Annotated in this window: 21 protein-coding genes and 3 pseudogenes; 18 read left to right on the forward strand and 6 right to left on the reverse strand. The window is 38.4% G+C overall.

Translation table 11 applies throughout. The features are described from left to right. Positions 1-24: 24 nt before the first annotated feature. On the forward strand, positions 25-1005 hold the full coding sequence (locus tag BQ5903_RS00750; RefSeq protein WP_029605025.1) for a YhdH/YhfP family quinone oxidoreductase: 981 nt from the start codon (positions 25-27) through the stop codon (positions 1003-1005). Positions 1006-1061: 56 nt separating this feature from the next. Here BQ5903_RS00750 and BQ5903_RS00755 read toward each other — a convergent pair whose 3' ends face one another. Continuing rightward, positions 1062-1952, reverse strand: a complete 891-nt coding sequence (locus BQ5903_RS00755) for a YitT family protein (protein ID WP_010495364.1) — start codon at positions 1950-1952, stop codon at positions 1062-1064. Between the two features lie 404 nt (positions 1953-2356). Beyond that, a complete protein-coding gene (locus BQ5903_RS00760) occupies positions 2357-3808 on the reverse strand; it encodes an APC family permease (RefSeq protein WP_079578395.1) in 1452 nt (483 codons plus the stop codon). A gap of 368 nt (positions 3809-4176) precedes the next feature. Between BQ5903_RS00760 and BQ5903_RS00765 the strand changes: the two genes are divergently transcribed. The 4 genes from BQ5903_RS00765 (at position 4177) to BQ5903_RS00780 (ending at position 7439) form a co-directional block, all read left to right on the forward strand. Continuing rightward, entirely contained in the window at positions 4177-6300 is a 2124-nt protein-coding gene (locus tag BQ5903_RS00765; protein ID WP_010495360.1) for a putative ornithine decarboxylase, read from the forward strand. Positions 6301-6558: 258 nt separating this feature from the next. Beyond that, positions 6559-6699 carry a hypothetical protein gene (locus tag BQ5903_RS00770; protein WP_154021998.1) on the forward strand — a complete coding sequence of 47 codons (141 nt, stop codon included), beginning with the start codon at positions 6559-6561 and terminating at the stop codon, positions 6697-6699. Beyond that, the gene (locus BQ5903_RS12545; RefSeq protein WP_154021999.1) at positions 6635-6937 is read left to right on the forward strand and encodes a transposase family protein; all 303 of its coding nucleotides are present in this window, start codon (positions 6635-6637) and stop codon (positions 6935-6937) included. The genes BQ5903_RS00770 and BQ5903_RS12545 overlap by 65 nt, the downstream gene beginning before the upstream one ends. 253 nt (positions 6938-7190) lie before the next feature. Further along, positions 7191-7439, forward strand: a complete 249-nt coding sequence (locus tag BQ5903_RS00780; protein ID WP_079578399.1) for a transposase — start codon at positions 7191-7193, stop codon at positions 7437-7439. A 471-nt stretch (positions 7440-7910) separates the two neighbouring features. Here the strand turns inward: BQ5903_RS00780 and BQ5903_RS00785 are convergent, their stop codons facing one another. Further along, the gene (locus BQ5903_RS00785; RefSeq protein ID WP_079578402.1) at positions 7911-8339 is read right to left on the reverse strand and encodes a YjdF family protein; all 429 of its coding nucleotides are present in this window, start codon (positions 8337-8339) and stop codon (positions 7911-7913) included. A gap of 174 nt (positions 8340-8513) precedes the next feature. Here BQ5903_RS00785 and BQ5903_RS00790 point away from each other — a divergent pair, with 174 nt between their 5' ends. From BQ5903_RS00790 to BQ5903_RS00820, 7 genes and pseudogenes are all read left to right on the forward strand, one after another. Continuing rightward, positions 8514-8726 carry a hypothetical protein gene (locus tag BQ5903_RS00790; RefSeq protein WP_231920883.1) on the forward strand — a complete coding sequence of 71 codons (213 nt, stop codon included), beginning with the start codon at positions 8514-8516 and terminating at the stop codon, positions 8724-8726. A 109-nt stretch (positions 8727-8835) separates the two neighbouring features. Continuing rightward, on the forward strand, positions 8836-9345 hold the full coding sequence (locus BQ5903_RS00795) for a hypothetical protein (RefSeq protein WP_231920884.1): 510 nt from the start codon (positions 8836-8838) through the stop codon (positions 9343-9345). A gap of 100 nt (positions 9346-9445) precedes the next feature. Next, positions 9446-10756, forward strand: coding sequence for an IS1380 family transposase (locus BQ5903_RS00800; RefSeq protein WP_079578404.1), 1311 nt, complete (start codon positions 9446-9448; stop codon positions 10754-10756). 153 nt (positions 10757-10909) lie between these two features. Then, positions 10910-11680 (forward strand): annotated as a pseudogene (locus BQ5903_RS00805) (Mu transposase domain-containing protein); the annotation flags it as partial. A gap of 20 nt (positions 11681-11700) precedes the next feature. Further along, positions 11701-12438, forward strand: a complete 738-nt coding sequence (gene istB / locus BQ5903_RS00810) for an IS21-like element helper ATPase IstB (RefSeq protein WP_079578407.1) — start codon at positions 11701-11703, stop codon at positions 12436-12438. Positions 12439-12499: 61 nt separating this feature from the next. Next, positions 12500-12835 (forward strand): annotated as a pseudogene (locus tag BQ5903_RS00815) (GNAT family N-acetyltransferase); the annotation flags it as partial. A 271-nt stretch (positions 12836-13106) separates the two neighbouring features. Beyond that, a pseudogene (locus tag BQ5903_RS00820) lies at positions 13107-13695 on the forward strand (tyrosine-type recombinase/integrase). Positions 13696-14178: 483 nt separating this feature from the next. Here the strand turns inward: BQ5903_RS00820 and BQ5903_RS00825 are convergent. From BQ5903_RS00825 to BQ5903_RS00835, 3 genes are read right to left on the reverse strand one after another with little or no spacing between them, the layout of a single operon-like run. After that, positions 14179-14829, reverse strand: coding sequence for a TetR/AcrR family transcriptional regulator (locus BQ5903_RS00825; RefSeq protein WP_231920885.1), 651 nt, complete (start codon positions 14827-14829; stop codon positions 14179-14181). Between the two features lie 12 nt (positions 14830-14841). Continuing rightward, positions 14842-16005 (reverse strand): ABC transporter permease, encoded by a 1164-nt coding sequence (locus BQ5903_RS00830; protein WP_079578411.1) that lies wholly within the window; start codon positions 16003-16005, stop codon positions 14842-14844. Continuing rightward, positions 15983-16723: an ABC transporter ATP-binding protein gene (locus tag BQ5903_RS00835; protein WP_079578413.1), complete on the reverse strand. Its 741-nt coding sequence runs from the start codon at positions 16721-16723 to the stop codon at positions 15983-15985. The genes BQ5903_RS00830 and BQ5903_RS00835 overlap by 23 nt, the downstream gene beginning before the upstream one ends. Before the next feature lie 703 nt (positions 16724-17426). Here BQ5903_RS00835 and dhaK point away from each other — a divergent pair. The 6 genes from dhaK to BQ5903_RS00865 all read left to right on the forward strand — a co-directional run bounded on the left by dhaK (position 17427) and on the right by BQ5903_RS00865 (position 24456). After that, positions 17427-18422: a dihydroxyacetone kinase subunit DhaK gene (dhaK, locus tag BQ5903_RS00840; protein WP_010495344.1), complete on the forward strand. Its 996-nt coding sequence runs from the start codon at positions 17427-17429 to the stop codon at positions 18420-18422. Between the two features lie 91 nt (positions 18423-18513). After that, positions 18514-19101: a dihydroxyacetone kinase subunit DhaL gene (gene dhaL / locus BQ5903_RS00845; protein WP_056988049.1), complete on the forward strand. Its 588-nt coding sequence runs from the start codon at positions 18514-18516 to the stop codon at positions 19099-19101. Further along, complete coding sequence (gene dhaM, locus BQ5903_RS00850) at positions 19098-19466, forward strand: dihydroxyacetone kinase phosphoryl donor subunit DhaM (RefSeq protein ID WP_010495341.1); 369 nt, start codon at positions 19098-19100, stop codon at positions 19464-19466. Before dhaL ends, dhaM begins: the two co-directional genes overlap by 4 nt. Positions 19467-19992: 526 nt before the next feature. After that, positions 19993-21495, forward strand: coding sequence for a glycerol kinase GlpK (glpK, locus tag BQ5903_RS00855; RefSeq protein ID WP_079578415.1), 1503 nt, complete (start codon positions 19993-19995; stop codon positions 21493-21495). A 144-nt stretch (positions 21496-21639) separates the two neighbouring features. Continuing rightward, positions 21640-23475 (forward strand): type 1 glycerol-3-phosphate oxidase, encoded by a 1836-nt coding sequence (gene glpO, locus BQ5903_RS00860; protein ID WP_056971608.1) that lies wholly within the window; start codon positions 21640-21642, stop codon positions 23473-23475. Between the two features lie 270 nt (positions 23476-23745). Continuing rightward, positions 23746-24456 (forward strand): MIP/aquaporin family protein, encoded by a 711-nt coding sequence (locus tag BQ5903_RS00865; protein ID WP_029605023.1) that lies wholly within the window; start codon positions 23746-23748, stop codon positions 24454-24456. The last annotated feature ends 67 nt before the right edge of the window (positions 24457-24523 follow it).

Here is a 24523-nt window from a genome sequence, read left to right on the forward strand (position 1 = left end):
GTATCTGAGAAAGGTGGCAGCTTGATGACAAATTTTAAAGGATTTATTGTACGTAACTACGATAGTAAAGTTGAGGGACAGATCGAAAAATTAAGCACGGATGATTTGTCGGCTGGAAACGTATTGATCAAAGTTGAATATTCTTCATTAAACTATAAGGATATGTTGGCTTTTCAAAAAAATGGCGGGGTGATCCGCAACTATCCGTTGATTCCAGGTATTGATTTGGCTGGGACAGTGATCAGTTCTGAAGATGCAAACTTTAAAGAAGGAGAATGGGTCCTGGGTGCGGGTTACGGTCTGGGAGTGAGTCATAGCGGAGGATTAGCTGAAATTGCCAGAGTTCCCGGTGAGTGGCTGACTAAAGTTCCAGAGAACATGACAACTAGGGAAGCAATGATATACGGTACCGCTGGATTGACAGCAGGTTTATCTATCAAAGCATTGCTTGAAGCGGGAATGAAACCTGAAGACCATGTATTAGTCACCGGCTCAACTGGTGGAGTAGGCAGTATTGCTACTAAGATTTTGGCAAAGCTAGGCTATGAGAATTTAGCTGCTTTGGTGCGTAAGCCTGGACAAGCAAAAATTGCTCAAAGTCTGGGAGCTACAGAAGTAATTGACGCGTCGTCGATCAGATCCGGGAAACCGTTGCAGCATCAAACATTTGATTATGTTCTTGACACGGTTGGCGGTGATGTGGCTGCTGCTTTATTGTCAATGGTTAAGATCGATGGGGCAATGAGTGTCTGCGGTAATGTCGGAGGTAATAAACTAGCAACTTCAGTCTTACCATTTATTTTACGTGGAATATCTCTATTAGGTATTGATTCGATCACACCACCAGCTGAAATACAGAATGAAATTTGGCAAAAGCTGGCGACTGATTGGAACATCGTAGATGAGTTAGTAGTCGATAAAGTTGGTCTAGATGAAGTTTTGCAAGTTGTTCAAAAATTAAAGGATGGCCAGCATTTGGGCCGAACGATCGTAAAAATTCAATAGATAATTAAAAACTAGTTGTTAAGCTTAAGGTAACAGAGTTTAGCAACTAGTTTTGATTATTTTTTCTTTTTTAGCAAGTGTTTTCTGGGTCGGCTATAGGTAAAACCTTCCCCTGCGGCTTCATTTACACTAAATGAGGTTATAAAAGCATGAGGGTCGACAGAAGAAACAAGTTCCTTTAATTCGTGAAGTTCATTTGGAGTTACCACAACGTACAGGGTCGGACGTTGTTCACCCGAATAAACTCCCTGTCCATTCAAGACAGTGACTCCACGATCCAATTTTTCCATGATCAAGTCGGCTATTTCACGGTAATTGTTACTGATTATCAGGTTGCCTCTTGCCTCGTATGCGCCGTCGATCGATGAGTTGATCAAGCGGGTCGCGATGTATGAATAAAGCAGTGTGTATGCCATATGACGCAGATCCACATAGACTAACGAAATAGTTAAAATGATCACATCTAACCATAATAGTGTTTGTCCCATTGGCACACCCTTGAAGCGTTCAAACATTTTAGCGATGATGTCAGTTCCGCCAGTTGTTCCCCCAAAGCGATAGACGATTCCTTGTCCAATACCACCACAGATACCAGCACCGACTGAAGCCAAGAATAAATCGTGATCAATGTTGATACTTAATGGGACACGTTGCCAGATCCATAAAGCAATCGATAAAACGACAGTCCCGTAGATAGTATAGATCAAAGCTTGACGCCCAAGATAGCGGTAACCAAACCAAATCAAAGGTATATTCAAAAGTAAAGTCGTATATGCAGGATCTATTTTAAAAACGGCTTTGACTATTAAAGTTACACCACTGAGACCTCCATCTGCTAAGTTATTGGCGATATTAAAGAAGACCAAGGAAAACGCAAAAATTGTGCAGCCAACTGCTATCATGATCAGATCTAAAACATGGACTGATTCGGGATTTTTTTCGGCCACAAGATCACTCCCCTCAAAAAAAGATATGTAAACTAATTTTAGCAGATTGTTCAATGAAAAGAAAAATAATTTAGGTCTCTGTCACAACTCATTACCAAGAAATTGCGAGGCTTAACAAACGTATTATTCGGCCATGGTTACATATAAAGTAGACGAGCAAACCTAGTCATAAAAACCTAACCTTGGAGAAAAAATAAGAACCGTCTCATAGTAGGATCCTTTTATCCCATTATGATGCAGTTCTTATATTCACAGCCAAAATTAATGCTCCAGTGTCCCCGTTTAAATCCGGGCTTTAAGTACTCTCGCTGGATATGATTTTTTTGTTAATATTTTTTAGCAGAGTTACATTAGTTAGCGACAAAAGTACTGACCAAAAAATTTCTTTTTAATGGTACCTTATTTTAAGCAGTGCCGCAGTCCTTTTCCTTACGCAGTTCTCGTTTGCGTAACCAAGGCATGACAAGGCCTAGACCAAATAAAACAAAAACAGTAATAAAGTTTAAAATAAGCTGGTGAGTGAAATCCCAGGTTCCAAATTTAACTTCCTGTGGAATAAAGCCTAATGTTGCACAAACAAAAGTAAATAGTAAGCACCAGCCTCCGATCAAAAGAGCACCTGTCTTGTTTTTAATAAAAACATAATCTGAGTGAAATTTCTTATCTTGCAAACGTACAGCAATAAAAGCAAAAAAGACCCAGCATGTTTTGGATGGAGAGACAATGCCGTTAATGTTTAGCAACCAATTATAAATTGTATTAATATCTGGCAATGTCCCTGTTAAAAGCAGTAAAAAAAGATTCAAACCAGTTGTCATTAAATATGAGTTTACCGGACGTCCATTTTTATTTTTTCTAGTTACCCATTTAGGCATGAAATTATCAGCAACATCACCCGCAAAAACGCGACTAGTTGCATCTAGTAACACAGCTAACTGAGCCATCATAAAAATCGCTTGCACAACAGCAAAAACGTACATTAAAATGTTGCCTAAACCGAGTTGCTGACCGAGCAAAGCAAAAGCATAATAGGGACCGTTCATTTTAAAATCATGTGGTATCTGGTTTCCATTAAAGAAAACTGCCAGTGCCAAGGTTCCAAAAATAGTTAAGAAAGCAGTCATAATAGCTAGTAGCCACATTGCTTTAGGAAACTCATGCTTAGGGTCGCGCATGCGTACTACATAAGGTGCTGCTAGTTCAGCTCCTGACATTGCAAAAATCAGCAGACCAGTGGTTGAAAAGTACTTTAAAGAGAAATTGGGCATAAAAGAGTGCCAATTAAATGGTTGAGTAGCGATATGTGCCCCTTGGGTCAATGCATAACCAGCTAAAAGTACAAACAAAGCGGACATAATAAACATTGCGCCACCACCGATTAATGACAAAATTTCAAGGGAATTTTTGATTGCATTTTCCAATAAAATAAATATCAAGATCAAACCGAAAGTTAATAAGCCGAACCAAAATGGGGACATTTTTTGTCCCAAAGTGTTGTTACCAAGAATCATCCAGCTAAAAGAAACGATAACCGAGTTAGAAACATCCACAATATAAGGTACACTTTGTACCCAATACATCCACGAAGTAACATAACCTAGAGTATCATTACTACTGCGACGAACCCAGGAAGCCAGACCGCCATCTTGATTATCAAAAGTTAAACTCATCTGACTGGCAATCAATTCATAAGGAATAACGTAAGTAAATAAAAGAAAGATCCAAGAGATAACGACCGAAAGACCTTGGTTTTGAAAAGGATAGAAAATATTTTCGAAACTGATTATTGTTACAAAATCTAAAAGTGCAATCACAGTCCAGTGCATATAGTGTTTGTTTGGTTGTAATTCTTCCATAGTTAATAATTTTGCTCCTTAATTAATTATTCTTTTTGTTTTAAGAATTAATTATAATGTTAGGAGGTTTATAAACTGCAATAAGAAAAGACATTAATATCCCTCATTTTATAGTTATCGTTAGTAATGGAACATCAAAGTCCGATTTATACTGTAAAACTTACAAGGAGCTTTTACTTCTCATGTTGTATAATAAATCTAGTTTCTATTACCTGAATTCTATTTTTGTGACTAAATCTAGCTTAAAATCTGTATAATATGTATTTTCATGGTGAAAAAGTATTGCTATATTTTGTAGCTATTCTATTGTAAGCCAATTTAACTTTTTTTTACAGAAATTTTCTAATCTTGAAAGAACGTGAAAAAACATGAAAATTTTAAAAATCGCCGCTCCTAAGAACTTGAGTAGTTGTATTCCCGTTCAATGGAAAAGAATTGAACCAACTGATGTTACAAATCCAGCCGAGATCGCTGGCGCTGTTTGCTTAAAAGATGACTTTTATTTTCAACAAATTTTTCAAAAATTGCAACAAGATTCAGGATTGTCTTTTCCCGTAATTAAGGTGTCTGTCCCGTTTGATGTAAAAGATATTCAATCTCAAGTTATTAATGCTGCTGAAAAATATGAACAAAAAAATATCCCGGGTTTTTTAAGTGATTTAATCAAATTCGCTAAGGACACACCGCTTAGTTTTACAACTCCCGGGCATCATAATGGACAGTATTATGAAAAGCACCCGGCTGGTGTGGTATTTGATCGCTTTTTTGGTAAAAACATGCTGACAGCTGATACCAGTGATACAGTTGCTGCGTTGGGAGATACTATGACTCATACCGGCACGCCGCTAACTGCTCAAAAAGTTGCTGCTCAAGCTTATCACGCTGATAAAGTTTATTTTTGTACGAATGGGACAACCAGTGCTAATACAATTTGTGCCAGTGCTTTATTATCTCCTGGTGACCTTGTATTATTTGACCGCAACAATCATAAATCCTTATATAATAGTGCGCTGGTTTCTAGTGGTGCGATCCCGATATATGTCAGAACAGACCGCAATCCCTTGGGATTAATCGGGGCAATGAATCCTGATGATCTGAGTGAGAAAAGTTTAAGAGAGCAAATCAAAAAGGCAGCCCCTGCAAAAGCGAAGGCTAAACGACCATTTCGCTTAGCAGTCGTTCAAGCTGAAACTTATGATGGTGTTTTTTATAATGCAGAATGGATAATCAAAAAAATCGGCTCTCTTTGTGATTATATTTTATTTGACTGTGCTTGGGGAGGGTATGAACAATTTGTTCCACTGCTTAAGGAGCTATCGCCGTTAAATCAACATTATGAACCAGATGACCCAGGGATCTTAGTTACACAATCCGTCCATAAGCAACAAGCTGGAATGGGACAAACCTCTCAGATCCTAAAAAAAGATCATCATATAAAAGGCCAATCACGATATGTTGATCATAAACATTTTAACAATGCTTATTTGAAATACGTGACCTCCAGTTATTCCTATCCTATATATGCTTCCTTAACTACTAATGCCTATTTAGCAGCTAGTGAAGGTGTTTCTAAATGGTGGTCGGATCTATTAGTTAGAAGTATTGAATTCCGAAAGCAATTATTACGTCGTTCTAAAATATTTAAACCGTTAGTACCTTTAACTTATGAAAATGTTTCTTGGCAAAATATTCCAACAGAGCAATTGGCCACCCAGCAAAAATATTGGCAGCTGGACAAAAGTATTAATTGGCATGGCTTCAATAATACTGTAAAAGATGAAGCAATGTTAGATCCGTTTAAGTTAACGATCGTAACACCGGGGATCGACATTGCAAATGAGCGTTATCTAGCTGATGGAATTCCAGGAGCTGTTGTAGCGGAGTTCTTGTTGGAAAAACAAATTATTCGTGGAAAGGATGATTTGAACTCATTACTGTTCTTATTAACGCCTGGAGATTCAGAAAGTGATTTGAATACTCTACTTGACGCTTTGTTGGAATTTGAAAAAGCTTATGAAGCTGATATTTCTCTACAAGAGGCTCTGCCACGACTTTATGAAAAAAATCAAGAACGTTATCAAGGGTACACTTTACATGACCTCTGCCATGAAATGCATGAGTATTATAAAGAAAACAATACTTTCAATTTACAAAAAGCTTTATTTGCCAAGAGGAACTTGCAGGATTATGTAGAAACTCCATGGCAAGCTGATTTGAGTTTTAAGAAAAACCAAAATGAACTTTGCGATTTGGACAACATTGTCGGTCAAGTCGCACTGGAGGGTGCTTTGCCTTATCCACCTGGAGTGTTTATTGTTGCACCAGGAGAAAAATGGCAAAAAATAGATCAGCAATATTTCAAAGTATTAGTTGGAGTGATGGAAAACTTCCCCGGATTTATTCCAGAGATCCAAGGTGTCTACTATGAGAAAGATCAGCAGGGGCATTATAAAGTGCAAGGTGAGGTAGAACACAAAGTTAATGAATTTTAGGAATGAATAAGGGCAGATTATAAAGACATGTATTTGTTTCAGACCAAGTTTACATCGGGCAGCTTTTTTGTTATGCGAGATTCGGAATAACTAAAGGTTGAAAGCACAAAAACAGACCGCCCCCTCGATATTATGAGTCTATACTTTTTAGTGTTGATGAGTAAAGTCATCAGCACTATTTTTTTGGCAAAGGAAAGGACATCACTGTCCCTCAAGTGCTAAATTAAAGCGTCTAAACCAAATCAAAGTGAGGTATAAATGATGTCCCAAGAGAATTCTATCCTAGATCTCTTAAATATCCAAGACCCAAATATCGAAATTTCCGTTCGTGCCGATGCTGTCGAAGGAGCTTTACATACGAAAGAACTGTTACCGGGTGGAAAGGTGCCGTTTTTGTAAGTCGACTAAGGTCGTAAAAAATGGAAAAAGGCCAACAAAATTAAAACTACCCAGTCTATCTGAACAGCCGCTCCGTTTTCGCCTGTATAAGCAACGTTATTTTTGTCGTGAGTGCCACAGAACTTTTAGTGCTAAAACTGAACTGACTCAGCGTCACCGTTCGATCACGCGGCGGGCTAGGCAAGTGATCCACAGTTTAGCTAAAGAAACGAGCCCAGTTAAAAATATCGCCAAATAGTTGGCGTCTCGGCTTCTTCAGTACAACGGATCCTCTATGCAATAAAACAGCTTATGTGACTCCACACCGCTTGCAAAAGGCGCTCTGTTTCGCTGAGTTTCGCTCTACTAGAGGCAGATTTTCGTTTATTTGTATCGATGCCAAAACACATGACTTACTGCTCTTACTTGAAAATCGCTTGTCTAAGACGATCAAGGAATATTTTTTCAATAATTACTCTTTAGCACAACGTCAAAAAGTTTAAGTCGTAACCATGGACCTAAATGTGCAGTATCAACAATTTGTACATTATTTGTTCCCCAATGCGATCATCGTGTTTGCTTGTTTCCATCTTGTTCAATTAGCTAGTCGTGCTTTAGATCAGGCTCGGATCAAAGCTTTCAAGGAGATCTCAGACCCCTCTCACAAGTCGTATCTACAAAGCTTTAAAGAAACACTGGAAGCTGTTTCACGCGTATTAGAAAGCGTTTTCCGAGGTCAAATACAATTCTGGCCTGAATGAATATACCACTGCCCAAAATATTGTGGATCTCGGGTTGGATGCTTTTCCAGCATTCAAAAAGGCTTACGCGGCTGTTATGGCTTCAGAAATCTCCATCATTTCTTTGTTAGGATCCAGCTGATCGCATAACCAGCAAAAAAGCCTGGCAGTGGGCAATTCTCTCCGTTCATCACCCACTGCCAGACAATAAAAGACCGCTTGAGCTAGCACTTAAAAACAAAAAAGATTCTACCTTTACGATAGGACCCTAAAAGTGAAATCAACACTATTTGACAAAGACCCAAAAGAACTAGAGCCCTATTTACCATGGAATTAAACTTAAATAGCTCCAAAGATTCCTGATATGAAGCAATGCTTGCCTTCGTGTCAGGGATCTCTATTTTGTCAAAACAAATTTGAATGGTCTTGTCTAACCGTCCAGTTGAACACTGCTTACGTTATGACAGCCAGGTTCTTTGGTGCAGATTTTAATCAGTGCCCTTTATGTTTTTCGATTCGTTTTTCTTGTTTTAACTTAAATTTTTTCTCAATTAATTGTTCTTTTTTAAGTTTACGATCCCTTTCATTAGCCAGTTTATTTTGCTCAAATTGCTTTTTTAAAGCAACTTGTGACTTTGTACTAAAACCATTTTTAACTGCCTTTTGAGCTAACCGTTGTTTACGCTTAGGATTTATCTTGTTAGGCAATTCATTTTTTTTAAACTGTTTTTGTTTGAAAAAATGCACCCTATCCCAATGATTCAGCACTAAATCTAAAATTAAAGTTAATTTAGGTTCTGATGTTCCTAAATTAACTTGTGCTACTTCATAAGATTTAGCCGAAATACTTTCAAAAATAGCTTTGTAAAAAGGTGGGTCAAAATCGATTGTTAAGAGTAACTGACATTTTTCTACGTCCATAATACTTTCCTCCTAAAATAATTAGGAAAGACGGACGACCTAGGAGGAAGGATACTGATAATCAAAAACCATTATGTTTGGACTACCAACCAAACTATGTTTTTACTTTCCTGCTAATAAGCTTACTCTTTAATAAGGAAAAAGTAAAACAGGTCATAACTTAAAAAATATAATTTGAATTTTTTAGAGTATAATAAGGCTCAATTATTTAAATTAAATTGTGGGGGAATAATTACAATGATTAAACACAGAACATTCAAAGATTCAGATGCAGAAGAAGTTGCAAACTTAGTTAAAGAAACCATGTTAACTACCAATATAAAGGATTATTCTAAAGAATATTTAGACAATGATTTAAAAAATCTTACTGCTCAAGATTTTATGTAAAAGGCAGCTATAAAATGTAGGAAAACGGCAATCAAAAATGTCGGTCTTTCTACATTTTTTTGTATCATTAATTACATCAGTATTTTTAGTTTTCAAGGAGGCAACTGATGTGAGAAATGATTTAAGACAAGGAGTGCTAAAAGATATGAAAGAAAACATTAAACCAAATTACGCTGCTCTAGGAAGGCAATATAACGCGGATTATCGCACTATTAAAAAGGTAGTTGAAGAAATTGCTACCGACCAAGTCAAAACCAGGAAAGTTGTTAAAAAGCCAAGCTTACTGGAGCCTTTTAAAGCAATCATCCATGATAAATTAGCGCTTAATTGCTCTGCCATGGCAATCTTTAAATTTATTCAAAAGAAAGGCTATCTAGGTAGTTATTCAACTGTAAAAACGTATTGTCGTAAATTTAAAAACCATGAGGTCAAGAAAGCTACCATTCGAGTCACTCATACTCCGGGCCTCTCGGCCCAAGTGGATTGGAAAGAAGAAATGAAGCTCAGGAACAGTGAAGGTATCCTCTATAAGTTTAATATTTTCTTATATGTGCTTCCTTATTCCCTGAATTATTCATACTTTTCCCTTAAGGACTACTTTTTGTTGTTGTCATGCTAGTTCGCATCTTTTTCGTTTTTCACCTGTTGGGTGTACAAAAAGAGCACATCCTGTGCTATTGTTAAGTCGTTGAAAACCACAAAGAACAGGAGTGCTCCTTATGTCAACTTTACATCATGAAAAACTTTTATTCAATGACCAGATCAACATTTCTAATGACGGTGGTGAGTTAGCGAACGATGCCGGAACTTTATTAATTGCTGAATTTCTGCACCAAATTCACTTTGACCAGCTCTTAGAAGATAACTTGCATTTTAAAGATGACCGTAAATATTGTACCTTTCCCTTGAACAATTTATTTAAGCAGTTGCTGTTGCAATTGCTGGCAGGATACTGCCAAGATCAGTCGGCTAATACCTTGTCACACGCCGTTGATTTTAAGCTGGTCTTGTCTCAAGCGGTCGCTTCCCAGCCGACACTTTCACGCTTTATCAATCACATTTCAGCGTCTGGGCTCTTTTCAGTCAAATCATTGCTCGGCTCGGTAGCTCACTTTGTTCTTGGGCAGCTAAATCAACATCAGCTGATCCTTGATCTAGATTCGACACATGCCGATACGTTTGGTGACCAAGAAAAGAGTGCTTATAACGGTCACTACCAGACCAACGGTTATCATCCTTTACTAGCCTTTGATGCTTTATCGGGCTGCTTGTTGAATGCTCAATTACGCCCCGGCAATCGCTATACTTCCCAAGGTGCGACTAAATTTTTATTACGGAGCTTACGGGCCTATGACGGATCTTCCCTGGATGTCTTAGTGCGGGGAGATTCTGGTTTCGCAGCTCCAGGGATCTACCATGCGTGTGATAAAAAGCAGGCTAAGTTCGTGATTCGTTTAAAAGCGAACTACCAGCTCCAAAGTCGGGCTGAGCACCTGATCCAAGTGGGTGACCAGGACTTCACCGAAGCTGAAGTCCAATGGCATGTCCTGCGAGACTATTGTCCTCAAAGTTGGTCACGACCTTATCGTGTGATTATTAAATCAACGCGGCCGGCGGGCAACTTTCTGTTTGACCATGAGTTTATCGTGACCAACTTGGAAGAATTAAGCGGTCCACAAGTCTTTGCCCTCTATCACCAACGCGGTTCCATGGAAGACTTGATCAAAGAAGTTAAACGTGGCTTTCACTTTGATAAAACGGACAGTTCTAGTTTTGAGGCCAATGAGTTCCGGATGCTGGTAGCTGGGGTCGCTTATAATATACTGCAAGCCATGAAGAACTTAGTTTTACCAACAAAGCTTAAACACGCTCAGGTCGGGACGATCCGTTTTAAATTACTCCATGTGGCAGCTAAGGTCACGCACCATGCGCGTCAAGTCTGGGTCCATTTATCTCAGACCAATGTGTTCGATAAATTATTTTGGCAGACACTGTTCAAGATTCAAAATCTAAAAATATATCCGCTGTGAACTCACAAAAAAAATGTTTTTCTTAGGGAAAGGGTGAAGTCTGTCCTTTTTTAAACAGTCCGACAACAAAACTAACAAAAAGCTGCTTTTTTTACACACTAAAGTAACTTTGCACAAAGTTTTAACTGCAACGAAAAGTATGAATAATTCAGGTATTCTAAATACAAATACTTAACCTTAACTTTTGATCGCTCACAGGATACTTTATTTAGCTGTTTGGCGCAAGCTTTTGAAGCTACGGGCGGAATCCCACACGAAATTTGGTTTGATAACATGAAAACTGTCATAGACCATTCGAAATCTTCCTTTGGACACGCAATTTTTAACCAGCGTTTTTATCAATTCAGTAAAGACGCCGCTTTTAAACCAATTGCTTGTCGTGTTTTTCGCCCGCAAACTAAAGGTGCCGTTGAGGCACTAGCACGAACTGTTGAGCGTCTGCGTCCCTATAATTACGAACCTTTTGACGGAACGGATCTAATCGAACTAGTGGATAACTTAAGTGATGAACTTAATCAGGAAATTTCTCAAGCCACGCATCTGCAACCTACACTTCTTTGGGAAGACAAAGAAAAAGAGCAATTACATTCAACTCCCGTTGACCTACTCAAGCCTTATTTTGAAGAAGATATCTCACGTATCGTCTCTAAGGAAGCTATGGTCAATTTTCGGAAATGTAAGTACTCTGTTGATCCAAAATATATTGGTGAACAAGTTACTCTCGAAGTCAGTGATGATGAGAAACATGTTCAGATTTATTATAACCGAAAATTGATCCGCTCTCACGAAATAACTACCCAACAATATAATTATAACTATGAAGATACCAAGGCAATTTTACGTTCAGATTTAATGAACGGTCGTAATGAAGATGACATTGAACAATTCATTAGTAAAAATCTAAGTGCCTATGACCAAGTCTAATTCTCAGGAGGTCCTATGAGATGAGTAGTATCAATCAACGACTTAACAATAATTTGCTTCAACTTGAACTGCTTGAAATAAAAAGTTACCTGCCTAATTATCTGGAACAAGTAACAGCCGGAAAAATGTCATTTTCGGAAGCACTTTTAGCTTTAACGACCAAAGAATTAAACTATAAACATCAGGCTCAGGTTGAACGAACGATTACCAGGGCCCGTTTTCCCAGCGTTAAAACGCTGGAAGCATTTGATTTTACCTTCCAGCCAAGTATCAAAAAACAGGAGATTCTAGAATTAAAAAGCCTAGCTTTTATGGATAAAGCAGAAAATATTCTTCTAGTAGGCAGCCCCGGGGTAGGAAAAACACACCTCGCAATCGCCTTAGGGCGCGAAGCCTGTCAACAAGGTGCAAGAGTGTTATTTATTAATTGTCATGAGCTTTTATTAAGACTCAGAAAAGCCGATGACAAAGACGAACTAGATCGTGCACTAAACCGCTACGCCCGTTACGATTTATTGATCATTGATGAATTAGGTTATCTGCCCATTAAACACGATGAAGCTAATTTGTTTTTTCAATTGATCAATGCCAGGTATGAAAGAAAATCGACAATTATTACTAGTAACAGTGCTTTATCTTCTTGGGTCGATATTTTTCAAAACCCAACTGTCACTGCAGCTATTTTAGATCGATTAGTTCATCATGTTCATACCATAAGAATCACGGGTAAGTCTTATCGATTAAAAACTAAACTGTAATTGTCAAAAACCTACATTTTTGATTGCCATAAACCTACATTTTTACGTTGCCCTTGACAATTTTATAGAGAAAGCAAAATATTTTCACTGTTATGTATTTATTGATGATTTTGTAAACAAGATTATTGCAGTTGGTTCGATTGGTGCATATTGGGTTAAAAATGATGAAAGTAGCTTGTTTAACATTTTTGTATCACCTAGGTATCAAGGACAAGGAATTGGTAAGCAACTTATTCAAGTATTAGAATAGGACGAATATTTTGCAAGAGCCAAGCGCATTGAAATTCCTGCTTCAATTACCGGTTTAGGTTTTTACCAAAAAATGGGTTATTCTTTTAAAAATGATAATAGTATTCTTGATGATGAACAATTATATCACTTAGAAAAGTTTAATTAAAAGCGGCTGTACTAACTAGCAGGTCATAACTTAACAGCTGTGGTCTTGTTTTTTTATTTTGGATAAGAAACAGAATTCTATACAGAGTTAAAGCCTAATCAAATAAAGCATTCAACAACAAGAGAATCCCAGGGACTATTTTGTAGTAGTGGGCCCTCAGAAACATTGCAATAACAACCTTTAATGGTAAGCTAAAAATCAAGGGGCAAAAAATGGTAAAATGGTATAAAAAGTGCCCCCTGCTTTTAGTTAAAAAAGGAGGCGCTTTTTTATGGAACAAAAAGTGTTACCGATCAAGGATTCGAATGTTTTGACCCAAGTCCAACGGTGCTTACAAGAAGATTTTAAGGCTGTGGTTCATAATTACACCATTTTCCAAGTTGGCAAAGCAACTTTGTTGCGTGTCAGCGACATTCTAAGACTGAAACGGGGGAGAGATTGCTTTGATGAGCAGGGAAATGTGCAGCGGAACGCCTTTCTCCACGATCAAAGGACGGGCAAAGCAAATCATTTATGCTTAAAACCGGTCACGGGTAATCTTTTGGCTTATCAGAGCTGGTTGCAACAAGCAAATTTAGTCTCGCCTTGGCTCTTTCCGTCCCTGCAACACCCCGAAAAACACATCACAGAAAAAAATTTTATAAAATAATGCATAAAATGGGTGACCTCTTAGGTTTGAACTATTTAGGCACTCACACCATGTGCAAAACCGGCGCTTACCGTGTCTATGTCCAGTCTAACTACAATATTGGACTGGTCATGCACCTCTTAAACCATAGCAGTGAAGCTATGACGCTCGCTTATTAGGATTAGATCAGGTTAGCACCGAAAAAATGTTAGATAATATCGACTTTGGCTAAAGTATTTGCTTTTTCGGCTTCTTCTTGTGTTAAATTCTGAAAAACATGTTCTGCCTTAGCCACACGGATCAAGGTAACCGTTGCTGGCAATTGACGCTCTTTTTTATCTTTTAACAGAGCGCGTAAGGGCGTGATTCCAATTTTCTGAGCTAAAAAAATACTTTTTGGTCTCTGACTCTAGCTTAAAATTTTGCAATGGTCCCAATAACAGCAGCTTATTTCCAGTATTCATCTTCTTTGAATTCGCTTTAAAAATACTATGACTACTAATAGTGGTAGTAAAATTTAAATATTTTTCTTGTGGGGCAGAAGAAAAAATGGATGAGGTCGCACAAATTTAGGTTCAATGAATAAGTTGCACTGATCAGATTTTACTTTGAAATTTTCCGGCCTTTTAAATAAAAAGTATAAACATTGGCTATAATCTGTTCTTTCTTGATAAATGAGATTTGTGCTAACGCCATAAACACCTCCATTAAGTTATTATGGTTTCAATCCCTTAATTAAAGTTTCAGCTGCGTCTTGACTTGCTTTAGCCACGTCAATCGTTTTATTAGGCTCAAAAATAAGTGGCACCAAATAACTGCACATTGCTCCAATAATAGCACGTAAAATACGAGAAAATTCCCAGTCAACCAACTGTCCTTGTTCTTGATAATATACAAACAGCTCTTTTAATTTAGCAAAGGGTAACTTAGCAAGTTCCATCTTCATTTGATTCCGAATCTTTTGGTTGACCATTGTTTCCCGTACTAAAATTCTAATTTGGGGCAAATTATCAATAACAAATTGCATGCGATCTTGCATAATGTTTTGTAAAAATTCCGTAAAATTAGGGCCTTGTGGTGCCTGTATTCCATTTGCAAATTCACTAGCCACTTTAGGGATCACTTCTGTAATTACAGGTTCTAAGACGGCCTGTAATAAGCCTTCTTTATTATTAAATTGTTGATACACTGTTCCCACCGCAACTCCAGCCAATTGCGCAATCTCCGTAGTACTGGTGTTTTCAAAACCTTGTTCTGAAAAAAGGGTTAGACTTGCCTGTAAAACTGACTTTTGTCGTTCTGAAATATTTAATTCATTTAAGCTTTCTACAAATAAAGAAGAAATATTATTATTCACGTATCTCATCCTCTCCTTTCTTTAAACTTCACGATAGCGTCTCATGGCCCCTAAATTCAAAATTAGGAAAAGGCCAGCAAGGAGAAGCAGCGCTAATAGATTTGGCCAAATTTGTATAAAACCAACGCCCTTAGCAACCACATCACTCATTGCATTTGCACCATAATACAGTGGCATGATATGACCGATTCCTTGCAGCCAGTTAGCCATTTGATCAACAGGAATGATGCCTGAGAAAAAGACCTGTGGAATAACAACGATCGGAATAAATTGCATCATTTGAAATTCTGACGCAGCAAAAGTGGAAATAAATAGTCCCATAGTTAATGCGACAAAAGCCATTAAAACATTGATCAACAACACATACCAAATACTTCCCAAAATTTGGATCTTAAAGACATACGTACTATATAAAACAATTAGCAGGGTTTGTACTAAGGCAAAAATTCCATAACCACTTAGATAGCCAGTAATTATCTCGCCTCGTTTAATTGGAGTTGCCAATAAACGTTTTAAAGTTCCCGTTGTTCTTTCACGTAATAACGCAATTCCTGAAATCAAGAAAACAAAGAAAAAGACTACAAACCCCATCATAATCGGCAAAAATGTATCAAAGAAATTGGTATCCTTGTCACCATAAATATAATGTGTTTTGACAGAGTAGTTTCTGGCGGGATTCTTTTGTTGTTTCGGCATTGAGGCCTGTGTTCCTGGTGAAATGCCCGCTTGCTTTGAAACCATAGTTAACTCTTGTTGTAACTTTTGAATGGCCTGTTTTTGGTCCCTTAAGGCTGTCATCGAAGCGTGGGTTTTTAACTTAACCTGAGCCGCTTGCAAACTTTTCTTTAAAATAGAACTTTTAATCTGATTACTATTTTGTAAAGTCAGTTGTAATTTATCATCTTTTTGTGTCATTACTCCTGCATAATCATGGGTTCGGATCAATTTTTTTGCTGAATCATTCGAAGAAACCTGATGTATTTTGATATTATCATTATCAACTGCATTGACTAAGGTTGAATCAACATTACGAACTGCCAAGTCAGCTGTTTGATCATTATTAGACTGAAATAGAAAATACATTAAAGTCAGGATCAGTAACGGACCAATGAACATCATGGCCAAAGTTCTCTTATCACGCAACATTTCCTGTAAAACTCTTTTAATCATTGCCAGTGTGCGCATCTTGTTGCCTCCCTGCTTTCAAAAACACTTCCTCGACACTTTTAACTTTAAATTCTTTGATCAACCGATCCGGCTGTCCCTGAGCAATTGCTACACCATTTCTGATCATCAGTAAACTATCTGACTCTTCTGCGTCGTCCATAACATGGGTCGTTAAGAGAATTGTTTTTCCTTCTTTACCTAACCGGTGTAATTCTTGCCAAATCTGTTGCCGTAATTCTGGATCGATCCCGACTGTTGGTTCATCCAAAATCAATATTTCCGGATCAGCCACTAACGCAATTGCCAAAGATAAGCGTCGTTTCATCCCCCCAGAATAATCATTGACATGTTTATCCAGATCTTCGTTAAGGTTAACAACTGTGGTTGCATACTTGATCTGAGCGAGTAAATTTTTCTGACTCATGCCTTGCATTTGCCCAAAAAAGGTCAAGTTCTCGCGCGCAGTTAAAGTTTCATATAAGGCGTCAGCTTGAGCCATAAAACCGATCTTAGCTAAAATTTTTCGATTTGGCATTGATTCCCCTAGCACTGTAACAGACCCTTGTTTGGGCTTTAGCATGCCCATAATAGAATTGATCAATGTAGTTTTTCCAGCACCGCTGGGGCCAATCAAGCCTAATATTTCACCACTTTTAACGGACAAGTTAATGTCACTGATGACAATGTTTTTTCCATAACCTTGAGCAAGGTCTTTTACTTGAATTGTTTCACCCACCAATTTCACCTTCCATTTTTTATAATCCCTTTTAATAATAAAGAACGATTGAGTTCGCTCTTTTTTGTGAATCTTACCTAAATGTCATTAAACATCAAATTAATGCTCTTGATTATCAACTCGCAAAGAAGGTGCCTCTGTCCAATGCTCAATCAGATTCATCAAGTTGGGTAAGCCATTAATTAGAAAGGGTCGCCTTCATCAGTAAGGAAACCATCTGCATGTGCAAAGATTTTGCTGATTAAAGCTTGTATTTTCTTAGTTTATGGACGGTTGCGTAGCACTCTTTAAAGATGTCATATAGTCTTTATAATCAATAAAGACATCTATAAACATCCAATATTCTTCTTTGGGATTTTCGGGAACATCCCTTGTGTAGTAGATTTATAGTGAAAAAGGTCCGGATGCGCTTCTTCAAAATCTAACACTGCTCGGAAACCACGTTCGATTTCATCATGGTCTCCTCTTTTTTGCTTTGAATCCAGAAATTCCTAATTGTATCTATCATAAAAGAGTTGTCCTTTTTTCATTAATCCAAAGCTCATTTCTAATTAATGTATGAACGTTCATTCATTAAAAATAATAGTAACACTATATTCTAAACTGTCAACACAAACACTAAAAACAACTATCTTAAAAACCTTTGTAATCGATTTATAAAATCTAATATAGTACAATAAACAAGAAAGGTTGTGAGTTAATTATGAAAAAGATCATCAATGACGCTGGAAATGTAGTTCCAGAAATGGTTGATGGGTTAGTTCGTTCTTACCCGCAGTATTTACGTCAAATACCTGATACTGAAGCCGTTATGCGGTCTGATGAAGACTCAATGGCTGGTAAAGTCGGGATTGTTTCCGGTGGAGGTTCTGGACATGAGCCAGCACATGCCGGTTTTGTTGGCAAGGGAATGTTGTCCGGCGCAGTATGTGGACAGGTCTTTACTTCTCCGACCCCTGATCAGATTTATGAGGCAATTAAGCAGGCTGATCATGGTAAGGGTGTTTTCTTAGTTGTTAAGAACTATTCTGGTGATGTGATGAACTTTGATATGGCTAAAGATTTGGCCGAAGTTGATGACATTCAAACCAAGACGATCGTTGTCGATGATGACATTGCGGTGGAAGATAGTTTGTTTACTCAAGGTAAACGTGGTGTTGCAGGAACAGTATTAATGCATAAAGTTCTTGGTGCAGCAGCAGACCAAGGGGCAAGTTTGGACGATTTGGACAAGTTAGCTCAAGCTGTTTTGCCAAATATCAAAACTATCGGGATCGCCTTGCATGCTGCAACGGTGCCAGAAGTTGGTAAACCAGGATTCGAACTTAAAGATGATGAGATCGAATATGGTGTTGGGATCCATAGTGAACCGGGTTATAAGCGTGAAAAAATCAAACCTTCTAAAGAAATGGCAGAAGAACTAGTTACCCAGATCGACAAAACATTGAACCTGGACAGCTCTAAAAAATATGCTGTAATGGTCAATGGCATGGGAGCTACTCCGTTGATGGAACAATATATCTTTTCTCATGATTTATTAAATTTGTTGAATGGAAAAGATATTGAGCCAGCCTTCATGAAAGTTGGTAATTATATGACATCGATCGATATGGCAGGTTTGTCATTAACGGTCTTTGAATTGAAAGAAGATAAGTGGCTGGATTATTTGAACTATCCTGTAGAGACGATAGCCTGGTAGAAAAGCTGAGACAATTTGCTAGTGCTAAAGCACTCTGCTTTTGTCTTGGTAAGAGCAGAAAAAATTTGTAGTTAGAAAAGGGCGGATGATAATGGCTTTAACAGTTGACAATTTAACAGAATGGATCAATTCTTTCGCGCAAAAAGTTAACGACCAAAAAGATTATTTAAGTGAATTAGATACACCGATCGGCGATGGAGACCACGGTAATAATATGGCGCGTGGGGTCAAGGCAGTACAAGAATCACTTGAAAATAAAAAACCAGCTGAATTGACTGATGCGTTTAAACAGATCGCTATGGCGTTGATCAGTAAAGTTGGTGGTGCCTCTGGTCCTTTGTATGGTACTGCATTTCTTGAAATGGCAAAAAAGAGTAAGGACACTACTGATCTAGGTGAATTATTTGCTGCTGCAAATGCTGGCATTAAGAAACGCGGCGGTGCCCAAGTTGGTGATAAGACAATGGTCGATGTCTGGGAACCTTTATCTGACCAACTAGCTCAAGGTTCGCTTGCACAAGAAGACATTGATAAAGCAGTTGATGGCACAAGGGGCTTAGTAGCTAAAAAGGGACGTGCCTCTTATTTAGGTGACCGTTCTGTTGGTCACTTGGACCCAGGAGCAATGTCAAGTGGTTACCTATTTACAGCTTTGATCGAAACGGAGGGGATCCTATGACATTAGGGATCACGATCGTATCACATGTACCAGAGATCGCCGAGGGACTGCCCAAGTTATTAAAACAGGTAGCTGCCGATGTTCCGCTGACTTTTGCAGGTGGTACGGATGATGGTGATATCGGAACAAGTATGGAGAAAATCAGTCAGGCTTTCACTGACAATTCTGCTGATGAAATTTTAGCATTTTATGATCTTGGCAGTGCCAAGATGAACCTTGAGATGGCGCAAGAAATGTCAGATAAGACAATTCATTTATATGACACAGCTTTGATCGAAAGTGCCTATACGGCTGCTTCTTTACTACAGGCTGATGTTCCTTTAAATGATATTGAAGAACAATTAAAACCACTGAAAATCAAATGATTTACCAATTAAACGTAAGGATTTTTTCCTTGCGTTTTTTGAATTTGTTGTGTGGCGAAAGCTGTCAGAAAAAAGTACCTTGAAATATTTTTTTGCAATATATCCATTTATATTTGCACTATTGTTATAAGGTCGCTATAATCATTTTTATGAAAGCGTTTTAGTTGTGCACTAGTTATTATTGATCTTCAAAATCAAATTTTTTTGACAAAATTATTTACATGAAAGAAGTAGCATTTTTTTCAAAAAATTTAAATATGCTTTTAAGAAATAATTAGCGATTTTACTTATTTTAGTATAGGAAATTCACAAAACTTCATTTATTTAATAAAAAAATTATTTGACAATAAATGCTTTAATATCAGCATTTTTTAACATTATTTAGCAATAGCTAAAAGAATATTGTAAACAATATGGTTGTCAAACTTGGTTTTGAGTTTTATAATAACGTAGTTAAACAAGTAAACGGTTTCTTGTTTTTTAATAAATTAGGGTGTAACGACCATTATACTTAGGAGGATATCAAATGGCAGAAAAATATATCATGGCGATCGACGAAGGAACGACAAGTACCCGAGCAATCATCTTTGACCACAACGGTAAAGAAGTAGCCGATGGTCAACGTGAATTTACTCAGTACTTCCCAAATTCTGGTTGGGTCGAACATGATGCCAATGAAATTTGGAACGCTGTTCAAGCTACAATAGCTGACGCATTTATTAACTCTGGTGTTCAACCAGATCAAATTCAAGGTATTGGTATTACTAACCAACGTGAAACAACAGTTATCTGGGACAAGAAGACAGGTTTGCCGATCTACAATGCGATCGTATGGCAATCACGTCAAACAAGTGACTACGCAAACAAGATCATTGCAGATGGTCATTCAGACATGATCCATGAAAAGACAGGTTTGCTAGTTGATCCTTATTTCTCAGCAACTAAGATCCGTTGGATCCTTGATCACGTTGATGGAGCTCAAGAACGTGCAGAAAAAGGAGAATTGCTTTTTGGGACGATCGATACATGGTTGGTCTGGAAGTTAACGGGTGGTAAGTCACATGTTACTGACTACTCTAACGCATCACGTACAATGTTGTTCAACATCCACGACTTAGCTTGGGACAAAGATATTTTGAAGCTTTTGAATATCCCAGAAGTAATGTTGCCAGAACCAAAAGGAAACTCTGAAGTTTACGGTTACACAATGGATTATCACTTCTACGGCAGCCGTGTTCCAGTATCTGGTATGGCTGGTGACCAGCAATCAGCTCTCTTCGGTCAATTGGCATTGAAGAAGGGTATGGTTAAGAACACTTATGGGACAGGTGCCTTCGTATTGATGAACACTGGTGAAGAACCTATCATCTCGAAGAACAGCTTGTTAACAACTATTGGTTACTCGATCAACGGTAAAGTTAATTACGTGCTTGAAGGTTCAGTCTTCGTTGCTGGCTCAGCTCTCCAATGGTTACGTGATGGTATGAAGATGATCGAATCAGCTCCAGAATCAGAACAATTTGCTAACGAATCAGAAAATGATGATGAAGTATACGTAGTTCCTGCCTTTACTGGTTTAGGTGCTCCATACTGGGATTCCGCAGCTCGTGGTGCTGTCTTTGGTTTAACACGTGGTACAACAAACAAAGACTTCATCAAGGCTACATTACAGTCATTGGCTTACCAAACACGTGACGTTGTTGACACAATGTATAAAGATACTGGTATCGAAATCCCAGCATTGCGTGTTGATGGTGGTGCTGCTCGTAACAACTACTTGCTGCAATTCCAAGCAGACTTGTTAGATACACCAGTTGAACGTGTAGCTAATTTGGAAACAACAGCTATGGGTGCTGCATTCCTTGCAGGTTTAGGTTGTGGTTTCTGGAAAGATACAGATGAATTACAACATATGTTTGAAATTGGCCAACGTTTCGATCCAGAAATGGACGACAAACGACGTGATCATTTGTATGCTGGATGGGAACAAGCTGTTAAAGCAACAAGAACATTTAAACCAGCTGAATAGTTAGACCCTAAAATTAAAAAAGAGAGAAGAAATTATTAAGAAGTTGAATGAGGCTAAATACCTTATACAACTCGATCTTAACAAGACTCCGTGAGACGATTTTTTGTTTCACGAAGCTTGACTAAAACGAGGAGGATATTGAAATTGAATTTTTCTTACAAAACAAGAAAGGAAACTATTGACGGACTTAAAAACACTGACTTGGACCTACTGATCATCGGTGGAGGTATTACCGGTGCCGGTGTAGCTATTCAGGCTGCTAAAGCGGGGGCTAAAGTTGGTTTACTTGAAATGCAGGATTTTGCTGAAGGGACAAGTTCCCGTTCTACTAAATTAGTGCATGGTGGTATCCGTTATCTGAAAACTTTTGACGTTGGAGTTGTGTCTGATACTGTCAAGGAACGTGCTGTAGTTCAAGGAATTGCTCCACATATTCCAAAGCCGTTCCCAATGCTCTTACCTATTTACGATACACCAGATCAAACATTTGACATGTTTAGTGTCAAAATTGCGATGGATCTGTATGACCGTTTAGCGGGTGTTGAATCAAGTCAATATGCTAACTATACGATCGACCGTGATGAGGTATTGCAACGTGAACCAGGCTTGAAGAGCGATAAATTACTTGGTGCCGGCGTTTATCTTGACTATGTCAACAATGATGCACGTTTGGTTATTGAAAATATCAAGGGTGCTGCTGAATTAGGCGGTTTGATGGCTAGTCGTGTTAAAGCTGTTAGCGTTTCACACAATGCAGATGGAAAGATCGATGGCGTAACTGCAGAAGATGTTTTATCTGGTGAAAAGTTTGATGTTAATGCTAAGTTGGTTATCAATACTACTGGTCCATGGTCATCTAAGTTCCTTGGCTTGGATGATAAGAATGGTGACAAAGGTCAAGTTATCCGTCCAACGAAAGGTGTGCACTTGGTAGTTGACGAATCAGTATTGAGCGTACCACAACCAACATACTCTGATTCAGGTGTTGGTGATGGCCGGATGATCTTCGTTGTTCCGCGTGAAGGTAAGACTTACTTTGGTACAACGGATACAGATTATACTGGTGATTACACACATCCAACTGTTGAACAAGCAGACGTTGATTACTTATTGAAAGCTATCAACAACCGTTTCCCTGAAGCCAACGTCACGATCGATGATATTGAAGCTAGTTGGGCAGGTATTCGTCCGTTGCTTGGTTCTAACGCTGGCTCTGACTACAATGGTGGTGGTGCTAACACTGGTAAAGTTTCTGATGAAAGTTTCAATAACCTGATCGATACAGTGAATAAGTACAACGAGGGTGAAGTAGAACGTGGTGACGTTGAAAAATCCATCAGTGCTTTGAAACAATCAAGTGGAGAAAAAGAAATTTCTGCTTCACAAGTTTCTCGTGGATCTTCGCTGGATGTTGGTGAAGATGGACTGATCACATTGTCTGGTGGTAAGATCACTGATTACCGTAAGATGGCTGCAGGTGCTATGGAATTGATCACTAAGACATTGAAAGATGAATTCAATGTTGTGATCAAAGAAATTGATTCCAAGAAATTGCAAGTTTCCGGTGGTCACTTTGACCCAACAAATGTTGAAAAGACATTAGACTTTTACACTAAACTTGCTATTGGCAAGGGTATTCCACAAGATGAAGCAGAAGATCTTGCAAACCGCTTTGGTTCAAATACGGGCCGAGTTGTTTCATATGCAGCACATGTGGAAACTGCGCCTGGATTGACATTAGCTGATACGATCAGTTTGCATTATTCGATCAATGAAGAAATGACATTGACTCCTATCGATTATCTCTTGCGTCGGACAAACTTTGTTTTGTTCCATGAAGACAAGCTTGCTGCAAAGAAGGATGCGATCGTTGATGAAATGGCACGTGTCTTGGGTTGGTCAGATGATGAAAAACAAAAACAAGCTGACGAATTAAACGATCTTATTGCAGAGACAAGATTGGATGCATTAAAAAAATAAGTGAGTGAAGCAGACCGGGAGACACTGAGCACTAACAAACTTTCGAATTATATTGCGATTTTGGCAATATGACGGGGAAGTTGGCTAGACGGAAGTGTCTGGCCTGAGCAACTCGCTATTAAGTGAAAAGTGGCGTCTATTTGGCAAATCACTAATCGCTTCACAAAAGCATTCAAGCAGTGGATCAAGTATCCATGTATCACATAGAATATTTAAAATTAGGACAAAAAAGTTGTTCCAACACACATAGGAGGAAATATTATGGGAACTATTACTACACAGGCGATCGGTGAATTCATCGGTACTTTCGTTCTTCTTGTACTTGGTAACGGTGTTTGTGCCGCTGTCAACTTGAACAAATCAAAAGCTCAAGGTTCTGACTGGGTCGTTATTGCACTTGGATGGGGCTTAGGCGTTACAATGGGTGCTTATGTCGGCGGTATGATGGGCCCGGCTCATCTTAACCCTGCCGTAACAATTGCTTTTGCTGTTATTGGTTTAACAAAATGGGCAGCTGTTGTACCTTATATCATTGCTCAGATGTTGGGTGCTATTCTTGGTGCTGCAGTTGTTTGGCTTGCTTACCGTCCACACTGGGAAGCAACAGAAGACCCAGACACAATTTTAGGAGTTTTTGCTACAGAACCTGCTATCCGCAGCTTAGGTAATAACTTCATTACTGAAGCTGTTGGTACTGCTATATTGGTACTTGGATTGGCAGCATTTGGTCATGGCTCAATGGCTGATGGTTTGAACCCGCTGGTAGCTGGGAGCTTGATCGTAAGTATTGGTCTTTCACTCGGTGGACCTACTGGTTATGCTATCAACCCTGCCCGTGATATGGGACCTCGTATTGCTCACGCTATTTTGCCAATTGCAAATAAAGGCGGCAGCGATTGGGGCTACAGTTGGGTACCATTCTTTGGACCTATTGTTGGTGGTATCATTGGCGCATTGCTCTTCGCCGTACTACCTATTTAATTTAAAATTTTACCAGCTCCGGGACTTCATAAGTCTCGGAGATTTTTTTGAATAAATGAAAACGTTT

The sequence above is a fragment of the Ligilactobacillus acidipiscis genome, from assembly GCF_900116935.1.
Taxonomy (GTDB): Bacteria; Bacillota; Bacilli; order Lactobacillales; family Lactobacillaceae; genus Ligilactobacillus; species Ligilactobacillus acidipiscis.